The organism is Ralstonia sp. UBA689 (genome assembly GCF_002298975.1).
Classification (GTDB): Bacteria; Pseudomonadota; Gammaproteobacteria; order Burkholderiales; family Burkholderiaceae; genus Ralstonia.
This window is the reverse complement of the sequence record NZ_DBMV01000024.1, coordinates 45,100-59,039: the sequence shown is the minus strand read 5'-3', so window position 1 is coordinate 59,039 and position 13,940 is coordinate 45,100. Positions and strand designations below refer to the sequence as shown.

The following is a 13,940-nucleotide window of genomic DNA, read 5'->3' as shown; positions in this document are numbered from 1 at the left end:
TGTATGCAATCGCTTGCCCTGTTCGACCTGGACCACACCCTGCTGCCGATCGACAGCGAATATGAATGGGGCCGCTTCCTGGTCGCCCAGGGCGCCGTGGACCGCGATACCTTCGAGCAGGCCAACGAGCGCTGGATGCGCGAATATCGCGACGGCACGCTCGACTTTGCTCGCCACGCGCGCTTCTCGCTCGGGCTGCTGGCACAGCATCCACGTACGCGGCTCGATGCGTGGCGCGCAACTTTCATGCGTGAAGTCATCACGCCCGCCGTGCTGCCGCAAGCGCGGCAACTGGTCGATACGCACCTGCGCGCCGGCGATCTCTGCTGCATCGTCACCGCAACGCACCGCTACCTGACCGAACCGATTGCCGACGCCTTCAACGTGCCGCACCTGCTCGCGGTCGAGGGCGAGATGACGGGCGGCCGGGACGCCGGCGATTTCACCGGCAACGTGCTCGGCACGGCCACCTTCGGCGCCGGCAAGATCGTGCGCGTCACGGAATGGCTCGCGCAGCGCGGGCAACGCATGGCGGACTTCTCGCGCACGGTGTTCTACAGCGATTCGCGCAACGACCTGCCGCTGCTCGATGCTGTCTCGCATCCGGTCGCGGTGAGCCCGGACGCCACCTTGCGCGCAGTGGCCGAGTCGCGCGGCTGGCCCATCCTCGAACTCTTCGCTGCCTGAACGCTGCCTGAAAATGAAAACGCCCGCACGGCGCAAATCGTGCGGGCGTTTCCTTCCATCATGCGATGTGGCGTCAGGCCACGACGGCAACTGGCAACGTAGCCGGTGGCGTCCACTGCGGCAGCGCCGTGCCGTCGACCAATGCATCGACATGCCGATGCGCCAGCGCCGGCCCCACGCTCATGCCGATGCCGCTGTGCATCAGCGCAACGGTCGTGCGGTCGTCGATGCGGGAGATCGAGAACGCGCCACGGCCAGGCACGTGGCACTTGGCGCCATACACGCCCTGCCAGCGCTCCACCACACGCAGCTTGCTGCCAAAGGTGTCGCGCGCCAGATCCAGCAGGATGTTGTCGACCGACTCCGCGTTGAACGGGCGGGCATCCTGGCTGTAGTCGTGCGAATCGCCGATGATCCAGTCGCCGTAGGGCGTCGGGCTGACCAGCAGGTGGATGCCGTGGCGCTGCAGTTCGGGGCGCTGCTGCTCAAGCTGCGTGGCGAGCGCCTGGGCAGTTGGCAGGTCGGAAAACGCGCCGTAGTGCGTGCAGGACAGGCCCGTCAGCACGGCATGTTCGAGATTGAGGCCATCTTCCGGCGTCACGCGCAGCATCTGCAGGCGGCAGACCTGCGGCTGCAGCGCGCGCAACTGCTCGGCACACAGCGTCTGGTAGTCGTGCCCGCTGCAGACGATGACACGCTGCGCGTTGCACACGCCCGCCGTCGTCTCCAGCCGGCCGCCTTCCACATGGCGCACCAGCGTGCCGAAGTGGAAGCGCACGCCTTGCGTAGCCAGCCATGCGGCCAGCGCGGGAATTGCCTCGCGCGAATAGAGCTGCACGTCATCAAAACCCTGCAGCGCCGCACGGTGGCGCGTGAAGCGGCCGTCGTAAAGATCGGCCAGTTCAGCGCCGCGCAGCAGCTTGACGTTGTAGCCAAAGGCGGGTGCCCGCGCGGCCATGAACTCGTCCAGCACGGCTTCTTCCGCGCTGTTGCGGGCGAACAGCAACGCGCCCTTGGCACGCGCAAAGATGCCAGCCTTGTCAGCCCATTCCAGATACAGCGCGCGGCTCTCACGCGCGAGGTCGAGCATGATGCCGGGTGGCTGGCCGGTCACCAGCATCTGCCCAAAATTGCGGATGGAGGCACCGACGGCCGCCTCGCTGCGCTCGAACACCGTCACGCGCAGGCCGCGCTTGATGGCGGCCGCAGCGTGCGCCAAGCCCAAAATGCCAGCCCCGACGATAGCAACGTCGGTGCTGGCATCCAGGCCCCCTTGAGTTACGGGAGCTTCCATCGCTTACTTCTTCTCCGACTTGCCGTCGTAGCGCTTGGTCCACTCGGCAAGGATACGGTCGCGGTTGGCGCTGGCCCACGTGAAGTCATTCTTGATCAGGCGCTTCTCGTAGTCGGCCGGCAGCAGCGGATCTGGCTTGGAGAAACCCGGCGTGGCGACCACGGCGAAGTTCTTCTCGTACAGCGCCATCGCAGCGGGGCTTGCCGAGAAATCAGCCAGCTTCTTGGCGGCGTCCAGGTTCTTGGTGCCCTTCATGATGCCGGTGGCTTCCACATCCCAGCCCAGGCCTTCGGACGGCAGCACGATATCGATCGGGGCGCCTTCCTTCTTCGACTTCACAGCACGGTATTCGAACGCGATGCCGATCGGGAATTCACCCGAGGCAGCCATCTTGCAAGGCTTGGAGCCCGAGTGCGTGTACTGGCCGATGTTCTGGTGCAGGGCGTCCATGTAGGCCCAGCCCTTCTGCTCGCCCAGCATCTGCAGCCATGCGCTCACGTCCAGGTAACCCGTGCCCGACGAGGCCGGGTTCGGCATGACGATCTTGCCGGCGTAAACCGGCTTGGTCAGGTCGGCCCACGAAGTCGGTTTCGGCAGGTGCTGCTTTTCCGCTTCCACGGTGTTGAAGCAGATGGCGGCGCCCCATGCGTCCATGCCCACCCAGGCCGGCGGGTTGGCCTTGTCGCGGTATGTGGCACCGATCTTCGACAGGTCGGCAGGTGCGTACGGCGTCAGCATGCCTTCCTTGTCCAGGATGGCCAGGCTCGATGCAGCCAGCCCCCACACCACGTCGGCGCGCGGGTTGTTCTTCTCGGCCAGCAACTTGGCGGTGACGACGCCGGTGGAGTCGCGCACCCACTTGATCTCGATGTCCGGATTGGCCTTCTCAAAGGCGTCCTGGTACGCCTTCACTTGGTCAGCTTCCAGCGCCGTGTACACGGTCAGCGTGGTCTTGGCATAGGCTGACGTGGCCAGTGCCATCGCGGCGGCGGCAGCCAGGAGGGAAAGACGTGCGGTCATGATTTCCTCGGTATGGTGTGATGCAGGGGATGGGACAACAAGCGCAAACGCGTTCAAACACATTGCGGCCGTTCACCGCGCGCCAGGCGGCGGTTGATGTCGGCAACGACTTCGGGCAGATCGGCAATCGTGTCGATCTCGTAATGCGGGCGGCAGGCGGCAAAACCGGCCGAGATGGCCACGCGGTGGCGGGCGCGCTCATCCACGGATAGCGCGATGTATTGCTCATAAGGCAAGCCCAGCGCGTTGCCGGACATCAGCAGCGCCACCGTCCACATGCCAGCGCGACGGCCTTCTTCGATGCCGGGCACGGTGTCGTCCACCTTCACGCAGGCGGCCACATCGCCAATCGCCAGATCAACCACGCAGCGCAGAGCCTGTGCAGGCCAGGGGCGCGCGCGTGGCACTTCATCGCAAGCCACCACGCAGTCGGGCGTGTAGCCGGCCTTGGCGGCCAGGTCGACCACGCGGTCCATCACCACACGCGGATAGCCCGAGCACGTGCCGATCCTCAGACCCGCTTCGCGCAGCGCGGCGATGGTTTCCAGCGCGCCCGGAATCAGCGCGGAATGCGCACCCACCTTCTCGATCTGCAGCGGCATGAAGCGGTTGTAGATGGCGGTCACGTCGTCATCGCTGGGCATGCGGCCATGCGCGAGCGAGAAGCGCGCGGCAATCGCACCGTCGTTGCACAGCGTGCGGATGTGGTCCCACTTGCCCAGGCCCATCGGGCCGCGTGCTTCATCCAACGTGATGGCCACGCCAAACTCGGCAAACGCTTCCACGAAGATCTGCGTGGGTGCGAACGAACCGAAATCGACCACGGTGCCGGCCCAGTCCAGCACGGCGGCTTCCAGGCGCAGCGGCGTGGCGCGGGCAGCGCTGGGCTGGCGGGTCGAGATTGGGGAGGAATCACCCATTTCCATTTCCTTATCTGCTACGAATTCAATGAGCGGCTGTGCGCCACGCCTGTGTGCGGCGCACGATGCCGCGCGTGGCGAGTTCCAGCAGCAGCGACACCACGATCGATGTGACCAGGATCAGCGTGGACATGGCAGCGGCCGGGCCAATGTCGCCAGCGTCATCCATGTTCAGCACGGCCACGGAGGCCAGCACGGTGTCGGGGCTATACAGGAAGATCACGGCCGACACGGTGGTCATGGCCGAGACGAACAGGTAGCGCGCACAGGCCAGCACGGCGGGCAGGCACATCGGCAGCGTCACGCGCCAGTACGTGCGCAGCGCCGACACCTTGAGCGAGGCCGAAACCGCCTCGAACACCGGATCGAGCTGTCCAAGCGCCGCCACCGACGTGAGGTGCGCGGCCGTGGCGCAGTGCATGATCGTGCAGAGCACCATCAGCGCCATGCCGCCGTACAGGCCGTTCAGCGGATTGGCCGGGTGGTTGAAGAAGAACACGTAGCCGAGACCCAGCACGAGGCCGGGCACCGCCATCGGCAGCAGCACGGCAAAGCGGATGGCCGGATGCAGCCAGGCAGTGGCCCGCGTGGTGCGCGTCTTCTCGACCAGCCACGCGCCGGTGAAGATGAGCGCGGTGCCGAACACCGTCGTCAACGCGGCCAGCTTCAGGCTGTTGCGATAGGCCAGCCAGCCGCCGCCGTCCATGTTGTCGAAGTCGTAGTTGCGCAGCGACAGCTCAAGGTTGTACGGCCACAACTTGACCAGCGATGCGCCCACTGCGGTGGCCAGCATCAGCAGAATCCAGCCGACCACCAGCACGGTCAGCAGCAAGTAGAGACCGTCGCGCACGCGGTCCGGCTGCGGGTGATACGGCTGCGCACGGCTGGCGAGCGCGGCATGCTGGCGGCGCTGTACGAGGCGCTCTACCGCAAAGGTCAGCAGCGCAGGCAACAGAAGCATCAACCCGATGACGGCGCCGCGCGCAAACTGCTGCTGGCCCACGACGGCCTTATAGGCTTCCACCGCCAGCACCTGATAGCTGCCGCCCACCACCGTCGGCACGCCAAAGTCGGTGGCGACCAGCGTGAAGACCAGCGCGAAGGCGCCAAACAGACCATAACGTGCACCTGGCAGCGTGACCGTGCGGAACGTGCGCCACGGGCCCGCGCCCATCGCACGCGCGGCGTCATACAAGCGCCCATCTGCCAGCGTGAGCGTGGCCAGCAGCAGCATCAGCGCATACGGAAAGGTGTAGAACGCCTCGCCCAGCACGATGCCCCAGAAGCCGTAGATGTTGCTGCCGTTCAGCCAGGCCTTGAACAGTCCCTGGTTGCCGAACAGGTAGACCAGCGCAATGCCCGGCAGCAGCGACGGTGCAAACAGCGGCAGCATCGCCACCGTGCGCAGCGTGCCGCGCAACGGCATGCGCGTACGCTGCACAGCGTAGGCAAAGGCAAAGGCCAGCGGCACGACGATGGCGGCCACGGCGCTCGACACGGCCAGGGTGCGGCCCACCATATCGAGAAAGTTAGGCCCCTGCACGACGTGGGCGACCAGCGCCAAACCGTGCTCGTCAGTGCTGCGCGCGCTGGCGACCAGGCCCGTAGCCTGCAGCAACATCATCGCCGTGGGCAGCAGCAGGCCGAGCGTCAGCAGGAGCAGCCAGACGAGCTTCATGCCAGTCAGCACCGGTGCATCGGTGCGCCACACCGGCTTGCGCGCGCTGTCTGCTTGCGGGGTGGCCGTGACCACGTCGGCCTCGGGCGGGAGCATCGACATCGCCACCTCAGGCATAGACACGCAGGCCATCGCGCTCGAGCGCGATCCACAGTTTGCTTTCGCCCAAACCCGAGCGCAGCGCACTCGATGCCACCTCGGCAACGATGGGCGCATCAGTCAGGCCGTCGATGGACAGTGTCACGCGCGTGCGGCTGCCCAGATAAATTTGATCGACCACACTGGCGAGATGCCGATTCGGTGCGTCGTCGTCCGGATGGAGCGTCACGGCTTCCGGGCGGCAGAACAGGCGGCCAGTACCGGATGCGGTGTCCTCAAAGGCCGGATCCAGCAGCAGCGGCTGACCAGCCAGCGTGGGCGAGCCGTCCTCCGTGCGCTCCAGCGGCAGCCAGTTGGCCTGCCCCACAAACCCGGCGACGAAGCCGGTGGCCGGGTGCGTGTAGATCTCTGCCGGCGAGCCCGTCTGCTCGATGCGACCGTTGGACATGACAGCGATGCGGTCGGCCATCGTCATGGCCTCGTCCTGATCGTGCGTGACCATCAACGTGGTCACATTCAGCCTGCGCTGCAGGCGGCGCAGTTCGATGCGCAGGTGTTCGCGCACCTGCGCGTCCAGCGCTGACATCGGCTCGTCGAGCAGCAGCAGCGACGGTGCAGGCGCCAGCGCACGGGCCAGCGCCACACGCTGCTGCTGGCCACCCGAGAGTTGCGACGGGTACTTCGCCTCGCTGCTGGCCAGGCCCACCAACGAGAGCATTTCCGACACGCGCGTCTGCATGTGGGCGCGGTTGCCGTTGGTCGCCTCCAGGCCGTAGGCGACGTTCTGGGCGACCGTCAGGTTGGGGAACAGCGCGTAAGACTGGAAGACGATGCCGTAGTCGCGCTCGCGCGGCGGCAGGTTGGAGATATCTCGGCCACCGGAAACGATCCGGCCGGCATCCTGCGCCTCCAGCCCGGCAATGATGCGCAGCAGGGTCGTCTTGCCGCAGCCCGAGGGCCCAAGCAGGCAGACGAACTCGCCCTGCGCCACATCCAGCGATACGCCATCGAGCGCGGTGAACGCTCCAAAGCGGCGCGTGACCTGCCGCACAGAAAGAAACGGCGTGACGTTACCCTGGGTTGGGTCGGAAGCAGGCTGGGGCATCGGTGGTGGCAGTAGCAAAAACGCTCGCCACTGTAGCCAGCCGACATGTACCCCGTGTGGCAGTTACCCCAAAAACGCCAATGCGCGCATTTCCGGATTTTGTATGGGTGAATAACACGCTTACGGAGCCGGCGGCCGGACTTCGGCCAGGAATGCAGCGATCAGCCGGGCTTCCTTACGGTCCTGCAGGCAGTAGAGGTATTCGCTCAACTCCGGCGCCCCGCCCTCGAACGGCAGCACGCGCAAGTCGGGGTGGCTCGGCACCTCCTGGCGGGCGATCACGCTCACGCCCAGGTTGCGCATGATGGCCTCGCGAATGGACTCCCGGCTGCTGATCTCCACGGTGGAGGCCGCCGTCACACCAGCCTGCACCATCATCGTTTCGGTCACCGCCCGGGTGGTGGAGCCCACCTCACGCACCAGCAGCCGGCATTGCGACAACACCGTCACCGGCACGCATGTCTGCGCGGCCAGCGGGTGGCTGCGATGCACCACCAGCACCAGCGGATCACGCGCCAGCTCGATGCGCAGGAAGCGTGCGTCGTCCACGCGCTGCGATGATGCCGCCACGTCCACCCGGTACTCCTGCAGCGCGTCGAGCATCTGCACCGAGTTGCCGGCCTCGATGCTCACGTCGATGCCGGGGTGGCTGCGGCAGAAGCGATCAACGATGTCGAGGATGTAATACGGCGCCGTGGCACCGATGCGCAGGTGCCCGGTGCCCATATCACCGGAATTGCGCAGGAAGAAGTCGATCTCGGTTTCCTGGCGCACAAGCTGATCGACCAGCGGCATCAGCCGCACGCCCGCGTCCGACAGCGACAACCGCCGCCCGCCGCGGTAGAACAACTCCACGCTGTAAGCCTCTTCCAGCGCGCGGATCTGTGAAGTCACGGTCGGCTGCGACAGGCCAAGCTGCTTGGCGGCCAGCGTGATGCTGCCCAGGCGGGCCACCATGAAGAACGATTTGAGCTGCGCGACGAGCATCGGCGGGGGATGGATTCAGCGCGCCAGATGGCGAAATCGGCGCAATGGGTCGATAGGCGGCCCATTCTAGCGGACCGCCACGCCGCGCAAATGCCACCGGGCGCACTCCACCGTTTTCCACTTCTACAACCTGGGGCTACGACTTTCTCAACCTTTCCGACAAGGTACGCGTGGCGGCACCCCCACATCGGGGGGGAATTGGGGCCTGCTGACTTGCTATCGCCACGGATCGAATCCGCCACATCGACTTGAGAATCCATCCGCGCGCCGCAGTCACGAGCTGACAGCGCGCAGGCATTCAGATTTGGAGAGATGCGGATGGAAGGCAGCAGAAATGGCGGGGGTGGTACGAAGCAGTGGACCATCCAGACAAGGGTCGCGGCGGCAGGCACGCTAGCTGCCTGCGGCGGAGGTGGCAGCAGCAACAGCGGCAGTTCGGGGACCACACCGACCACCACGTAAAGCAACCCTGCCAGCATCAACTTGGCCGCCGCCTGCAGCGGCGCCAACTGCGGCGCGTTGGGCAACACCTACGCCGGCTCCGGCGTGGGCGTATGGCAAGTCACCAACACGGGCGGCACAGCCGATGCCCTCAGTCTCGCTCACCACCCAAGGCCTGCCGGGCATGAGCGGCACATCGGTGTCCAAGACCTCGGCCAACACCGCAGCCGCCAAAGATGTCAATGCTGTGTTCGACCGCAGCCTCTCCGATTTCAACGCCCACGCGCTGGACGGCTACGCTACCGGCGCGGGCCCGCTCAGGACGCAGGGGGCTTCCAACGACACGGTGCTACGTCCGCAGCCCGTCACCAGCGTCGGGGCCCAGCGCACCTGGAATCATCAGCAGCCGGACGGCACGGCCGTCGTCATCTCGGCCACACTGCGCCAGCAGGTCACCGCCCAGGATGGCCGGATCATCAACCTGTGGGGCGAAGATTCTGAATACGGCACCAGCAAGATTTCCGACAGCATCATCGGCACGCTGATCAACAAGTTCGCCTCGGGCGGCCAGTCGGTCTACACGCTGCTCTTGTGGGCTGACCAGGAATCGTCATGCCCCCCTCGTTGCGCAAAGCAATTACCTCCGCCAGCCGCCCCGTGATGCAGGAAAACGTGCGGGACGGGCGTCACCGCTGGCGGCCGTCCGGTATCAGCCCGGTGCTTTCTCGAGCACGATCTCCACACGCCGGTTCAACGCACGACCTGCCGCAGTGCGGTTGTCCCCTAAGGCGTCCTTGGCCCCGCGACCAAGGATCGACAACCGGCCCGGCGCGACACCCCGCTCCTGCAGATAGCGCCCAACCGCCATGGCGCGGGCCGTCGACAAGGCAGGATTCGACTCGATGCGATCCCGAGGTCCGGGCGCATTGTCCGTATGCCCAATGACTGTCACCTTGCCGATCACCTCGGTGAGTACCGTGGCGAGCTGGTCCAACTGGCGCGCCAGTCGCGGTGTGATGTCCGCCCGGCCGGAGGCAAACCCCTGATCGCTGCTGAAAACCAGGTAGACCCGGCCCTCTCTCGCGCTGATGCCAATCGACCCCGCCTCCGCGGCAAGCACACGCGAGAGGCGATCCTCCAACGATTCTTGTCGCCGCGTCACTTGCGCAGAAAGCGAATCTACTCGGCTCGCCAGTGCCTGATTGTCCTGATGCTGGCGATAGACCATCAACGCCAAACCAAGCGCAAGCGCCGTCACGAGCAGCGCCACAGTCGCAACAAGGGGCAGCCAGGACCGCCTCGGTCGCTCTTCACTAACAAGCAGCACTTGGGGTGTCGCCCTGTCAAACACAGTCGGCCACTCCGGCGCCCTACGCTCCTCTGTGAGGCGTAGATTGGTCGCGGGGCGGTGCCGAACCAGGAGTTGCGCATCCGGCAGCTGCATGCCCAGTTCGTCCCGCAAGCCGCGCTTGGTCAATTGGCCGATCACTTCCAACGCGTTGGCGCTCGCGTTGGGCGTTCGCAGAAGGATCTCGATCCAGGCGCGGCAGTGCTGACCGCAGCTGTTCTCGTTGTAAAACTCCGCAAGCAGTCCATGCTGAAGCCAGAGACCGCGCAAGCTGTCCGCTCGCCCGCGCACACGGCTCCCCGCCTGATCCAGGGCCGCACAGAAGCAGTAATGCACGGCTTCCACGCTGTCAGCCTTGAGCGCGGCCGCCTGGCAGGCCGCCTTGAAACCTACCAGCCTCGCGCGCACCTCCGATTTGAGTACATCCAGTCGGGCCGCCGATTCCAACGCGGGCGACAACTCGTCAAGCAACCACAACAGCGGCTGGGCGAGCCGGAGCAGGTGGTTCCTGGACTGAGCATTGCGATCCAGCATCACTCCGACCTCCCCGGGCACTGAAAGCCCTGCAGGAGCCCCGTAGTCCACGGATTGGGCAGGCTGCCCGTATTGATATCGAGCTTGGCCTTACGCCCATCGAAGTCGTACTCGGCTACAAAGTGGCTGGCAGAAGCCGAACTGGCGAGTTTGCCCTTGGCAATGACGCGCATCATCGCCCACGGGCCATTGGCAATGAGCGTAGAAGTCTCGGCCCGGACGCGCGGGTTGGCCGTGATCTCTGCCCCCTGCCCGCCGCGCGGCCCCGGCCACGTGACCTTGAGCGGAATGACGGGGCCGTGGACGTATCGCAGGCTCTGGCCGTCGAAATCCATATTCAGTTCGACGATCTCTGGGTCGAGCTCCACCACCTTCAGGTTCACGTTCCAGGCCATGTTCCTGGCGCCCGGATCACGGAAGAAGACTTCGCGAATTTGCTTGGCGCGTTGGAACGGAATGAGACTCGGCCCGGCCACCGGTGGCACATCGGGAGCACTCAGCTTGTACCGCCACGGGGCGATGGTCGTGTCGACGTGAGGCGCCAGGACTTTCTGAAAGAAATCATCCAGCACACCGCCCGCAGCGAAGACCCTCGCAAAATCCTGAATATCCACGTCCTGCATGGATGTTGGCGTGAAGGGATACCTGCCATCGATGGCGTTGCGGCAGCTCTCGCCGATGACGGCATTCATCTGAGCGATGAGGATGTCCCCAATGCCTTTGTTGACGTCTCGCGTGCCCTGCACCACCAGATCGACCAGCACATCCTTGAACGGCGCAGGCAGCTTGGCCGCTTCCATGCGCAGTTGGGCGCCAGCGTCTGCCGGCGGAGGAAGGTTGCGCGTCTCCAAGGCGTTGCTGGCGACCACGAGCGTGGTGTAGTAGGCGTTGACCATGCCGGCGATGGCATCCAGGCGCGGCTTGTGACTCCCTGCTTGCTCGTTGGTTTTGGGGGCAGCCACGTCGGCTTGCCCTGTGACGACTTCCCGCAGGGCTGCAAAGCGGTTATCGACCAACTCGCGCTCCTGCCGCACTTCAGCGCGGGCAGCGAATCCGCTGAACTTGTCGGATTTTTTGTCCAGGACGGCCAACGCCTTGTCCGCCAGCGATTTGTCTTCCTGCTCTATCGCGTGGCTAAGTGTCGTTTCCCGGACAACGACGCGCCCCAGGCGCGCGAGCGGCGAATCCGGAGCGGCAAAGTTGCGCAAGACTTCAAGGTCGAAGGCGAGGTTGTTGCCCGTCAGCGCCCGAATGTCTGCCAGGAATTCTGACCAGCGCTGCGCATACTCTGTCAGGTAGAGGCGTCGGATTTCCCGGGTTAGCGGGTCATCGCCTGTCAGCTTTCCAGCCGTGCTCTCAAGCGTTTTTTTTTGAGCGCTGGTGCCTGCACGGCCCATGACCCAGGCGTCGACCGCCTGCGCCTTGATGACAAACTCCGGCAGGCGGGCGTTGAACAGGTTGTGGTAGCCGGCATAGGTAAACAGACCCGGAATACCGCGCTCGATTGGCTCCCCGCTTGCGCGGGAAAAGACCGTACCGGCCTGCGGCCCGATAGCGCGCACGAGTGAGAAGTCCGCCGGCGCCTCATCCATCATTGCGGCCTTGGCCCGGTCGTACAGGCGTTCTGTCGAAGTATTTCCGTCCAGAAAATCCCGTGCCGACCGGATCAAAGCCTCGTTCTTGGCATAGGGCGACTGGATCGCTCGGCTGCCATCGAGCAGGTTGTTGAGATGCTCGATCACGGCCACTCGACCACCAAATGCATCCGCGCCGCCCCCAGTTGCCCAGTCGCTCTGGACCCAGCTTCGGACGTCGTACGCATCGAACTGATCCAGTTCGTACAGCATCAGGTAGACACGCAGGGTGTTGTAGGTGAGCTTGGCATCCTTGTTGGCGATGGCGGTGGATAACACCGCTTCCACACGGCGCACAAGATATGGCACCAACAGGTTGTCCTGAAGCTTGACATGCGTGGCGGTTGCCTCAGCCAGCACGGGCGGTGCGGCATACAGCCCATAGCGCCAGTTCAGCGGCGGGGCTATCAGGTTCAGGCCGGTGAATGCCGGCAAGTCATAAGCGGCTGCCAGTAGGTCAGGCACGCCATCGGGCTCCGGTCTCTTGTAGAAGCCCGTGACCTTCGTGGCCAGCGCATTGGCCTTTTCCACCACCACGCTCACATAGTTGGTGTTGTGTCCAAAGCTCGTGTATAGCCCGGCAACCAGCCACAGGAACAGTATCAGTACCAGCGCGTGGACGATCAGCCGGAACAGGCGGAATCGGAATTCCCAGCGCAGGTTCGGGCGAACCAGGTGTGACTCCGGGAAAATTCCCCGCTTGAAAAGGTCTGGCAGGAAATAGCTGTCCGCGCCTGCCGTGCTGCCTGTCGCTTCGTCCGCGCCTGTTGCGATGGCATCCAGCACATGAGACAGCGCCGAATGGTCGGCAGCAGCAACCAACTCGCCCGTCTGCGCAGCACTGGTGAAGTACACACCGCGCAGCATGGCCGTGTACTGCGTGTTGTCGTATCGAGAGTCCGCAAAGATCTGCTCGAGCAGATCCGCCAATGGGGTCGCCAGCCCATCGAACTCTTCAACCAGGCCAAACAGCGCCATACGCCGGCCCGTGTCGAACTCCTCGTTAAACCGGTCCGTATCCCCCGCGGTCAGGCGCTTCGCCAGCGCAGCCATCTCAGCGAGGCACAGCGCGCTGATGGCAGGAGCTGACTGGCTACGTCTTGCTTTCGAATCGACCGGCAGGCTGAAGCCCCACGATTGCGCACGCCCTTCGCTACCCAGATACTGGAAATACTGCGTGAAACCGCTGAGCAGATCGAGCTTGGTAACCACGACATAGATCGGGAACTGAACGCCAAGCTCCTGCCGCAACTCGGCGAGGCGAGTACGAATCTTCAGTGCATCATTGGCACGCTCCTGCGGAGTCTGCCGGACCAAATCGGCAACGCTCACTGAAACGACCGCCCCGTTGATGGGCGCCCGGCCCCGATACTTGCGCAGCAGGCCAAGGAATTTCTCCCACTCGGCATGCACGACCTCGGCCTTTTGTTCCTGGCTGGTGTAGTTGCCGGCGGTATCGATCAGCACCGCCTCATTGGTGAATTGCCACGCCGGTACTTTCCGCTCTCCGTTTTCGAGCGGAGTCGCTGCCGCTCCCTCGGCCAAGGGAAAGCGCAAACCGGCGTTGCTCAGTGCGCTGGTCTTGCCTGCACCGGCAACGCCCAGCGTGAGATACCACGGCAACTCATACAGATAGCGCCGCCCTTCAAAGAGCCGGGCGAGGCCACTACTGGTGCGAAGCGTCTTCAGTTGGCGCATCGCGGCATCCACACTCGCCGTCAACGTCTTGGTATCGGCTTCCACCACGGCTTCTTCTCGCTTGCTGCCAGCGTTCATCACCCAGTTTCGGAATCCGTCATCTGACCGAATTCGATGCCAAGTCAGGTACACCAGATAGCCGATCGACACAAGAACGATGCCGGCAATCAACAGAATGCGAGGGGTCGTCTCTTGCAGCGGATGATGGCCGCCAAATGCCAGCAGCGGCCCGGCATGCCAGATCAGCAGGCACAACGCGGTGGCAGCGACAAAGAACAGCGGCAGCCCACGCACCACGAAAAAATACAGCGCCAGCAGCAGCAAGATGACTGCGATGCGCGTGCCAACGCCCGCCAGCGGCACCATGCCATCAAAGCTCAGCAGGGGGCCAATCCACCAGATGGCGGCGCAAACCAGGAGAATCGCCAGCAAAGCCAGACCTTGCCGGGAAAAAATGGCCGCGCCTAGTCGTTTCAGAAGTTCCATACCCAAATT

At 64.5% G+C, this 13,940-nt stretch carries 10 protein-coding genes; 2 read left to right on the top strand and 8 right to left on the bottom strand.

The window, feature by feature from the left end:
- Window positions 1-3: 3 nt before the first annotated feature.
- Window positions 4-687, top strand: coding sequence for an HAD family hydrolase (locus B4F51_RS11485; RefSeq protein ID WP_296225584.1), 684 nt, complete (start codon window positions 4-6; stop codon window positions 685-687).
- Between the two features lie 73 nt (window positions 688-760).
- Here the strand turns inward: B4F51_RS11485 and B4F51_RS11480 are convergent, their stop codons facing one another.
- The 6 genes from B4F51_RS11480 to B4F51_RS11455 all read right to left on the bottom strand — a co-directional run bounded on the left by B4F51_RS11480 (window position 761) and on the right by B4F51_RS11455 (window position 7,790).
- Complete coding sequence (locus B4F51_RS11480; protein WP_296225583.1) at window positions 761-1,981, bottom strand: TIGR03364 family FAD-dependent oxidoreductase; 1,221 nt, start codon at window positions 1,979-1,981, stop codon at window positions 761-763.
- Between the two features lie 3 nt (window positions 1,982-1,984).
- Window positions 1,985-3,001, bottom strand: a complete 1,017-nt coding sequence (locus B4F51_RS11475; protein ID WP_296225581.1) for a putative 2-aminoethylphosphonate ABC transporter substrate-binding protein — start codon at window positions 2,999-3,001, stop codon at window positions 1,985-1,987.
- Window positions 3,002-3,054: 53 nt separating this feature from the next.
- Window positions 3,055-3,921: a phosphonoacetaldehyde hydrolase gene (gene phnX / locus B4F51_RS11470; RefSeq protein WP_296225580.1), complete on the bottom strand. Its 867-nt coding sequence runs from the start codon at window positions 3,919-3,921 to the stop codon at window positions 3,055-3,057.
- Window positions 3,922-3,946: 25 nt separating this feature from the next.
- Window positions 3,947-5,701 (bottom strand): putative 2-aminoethylphosphonate ABC transporter permease subunit, encoded by a 1,755-nt coding sequence (locus B4F51_RS11465; RefSeq protein ID WP_296225578.1) that lies wholly within the window; start codon window positions 5,699-5,701, stop codon window positions 3,947-3,949.
- Between the two features lie 7 nt (window positions 5,702-5,708).
- Window positions 5,709-6,803 carry a putative 2-aminoethylphosphonate ABC transporter ATP-binding protein gene (locus B4F51_RS11460; RefSeq protein WP_296225576.1) on the bottom strand — a complete coding sequence of 365 codons (1,095 nt, stop codon included), beginning with the start codon at window positions 6,801-6,803 and terminating at the stop codon, window positions 5,709-5,711.
- 120 nt (window positions 6,804-6,923) lie between these two features.
- Window positions 6,924-7,790 carry a LysR family transcriptional regulator gene (locus B4F51_RS11455; RefSeq protein ID WP_296225575.1) on the bottom strand — a complete coding sequence of 289 codons (867 nt, stop codon included), beginning with the start codon at window positions 7,788-7,790 and terminating at the stop codon, window positions 6,924-6,926.
- A gap of 586 nt (window positions 7,791-8,376) precedes the next feature.
- Here B4F51_RS11455 and B4F51_RS11450 point away from each other — a divergent pair.
- On the top strand, window positions 8,377-8,892 hold the full coding sequence (locus B4F51_RS11450) for a M30 family zinc metallopeptidase (protein ID WP_296225573.1): 516 nt from the start codon (window positions 8,377-8,379) through the stop codon (window positions 8,890-8,892).
- Window positions 8,893-8,940: 48 nt separating this feature from the next.
- On the opposite strand, the gene B4F51_RS11445 is transcribed toward B4F51_RS11450, so the two are convergent.
- Complete coding sequence (locus B4F51_RS11445) at window positions 8,941-10,113, bottom strand: DotU family type IV/VI secretion system protein (RefSeq protein ID WP_296225571.1); 1,173 nt, start codon at window positions 10,111-10,113, stop codon at window positions 8,941-8,943.
- Window positions 10,113-13,931 (bottom strand): type VI secretion system membrane subunit TssM, encoded by a 3,819-nt coding sequence (tssM, locus tag B4F51_RS11440; protein ID WP_296225569.1) that lies wholly within the window; start codon window positions 13,929-13,931, stop codon window positions 10,113-10,115. Before tssM ends, B4F51_RS11445 begins: the two co-directional genes overlap by 1 nt.
- Window positions 13,932-13,940: the final 9 nt, after the last annotated feature.

Bases quoted from the DNA above. Each gene is read 5' to 3' on its own strand.
- tssM (WP_296225569.1), bottom strand. From the start codon at position 13,931: ATGGAACTTCTGAAACGACTAGGCGCGGCCATTTTTTCCCGGCAAGGT.
- B4F51_RS11465 (WP_296225578.1), bottom strand. From the start codon at position 5,701: ATGTCGATGCTCCCGCCCGAGGCCGACGTGGTCACGGCCACCCCGCAA.
- B4F51_RS11475 (WP_296225581.1), bottom strand. From the start codon at position 3,001: ATGACCGCACGTCTTTCCCTCCTGGCTGCCGCCGCCGCGATGGCACTG.
- B4F51_RS11455 (WP_296225575.1), bottom strand. From the start codon at position 7,790: ATGCTCGTCGCGCAGCTCAAATCGTTCTTCATGGTGGCCCGCCTGGGC.
- B4F51_RS11480 (WP_296225583.1), bottom strand. From the start codon at position 1,981: ATGGAAGCTCCCGTAACTCAAGGGGGCCTGGATGCCAGCACCGACGTT.
- B4F51_RS11485 (WP_296225584.1), top strand. From the start codon at position 4: ATGCAATCGCTTGCCCTGTTCGACCTGGACCACACCCTGCTGCCGATC.
- B4F51_RS11450 (WP_296225573.1), top strand. From the start codon at position 8,377: ATGCCCTCAGTCTCGCTCACCACCCAAGGCCTGCCGGGCATGAGCGGC.
- B4F51_RS11445 (WP_296225571.1), bottom strand. From the start codon at position 10,113: ATGCTGGATCGCAATGCTCAGTCCAGGAACCACCTGCTCCGGCTCGCC.
- phnX (WP_296225580.1), bottom strand. From the start codon at position 3,921: ATGGGTGATTCCTCCCCAATCTCGACCCGCCAGCCCAGCGCTGCCCGC.
- B4F51_RS11460 (WP_296225576.1), bottom strand. From the start codon at position 6,803: ATGCCCCAGCCTGCTTCCGACCCAACCCAGGGTAACGTCACGCCGTTT.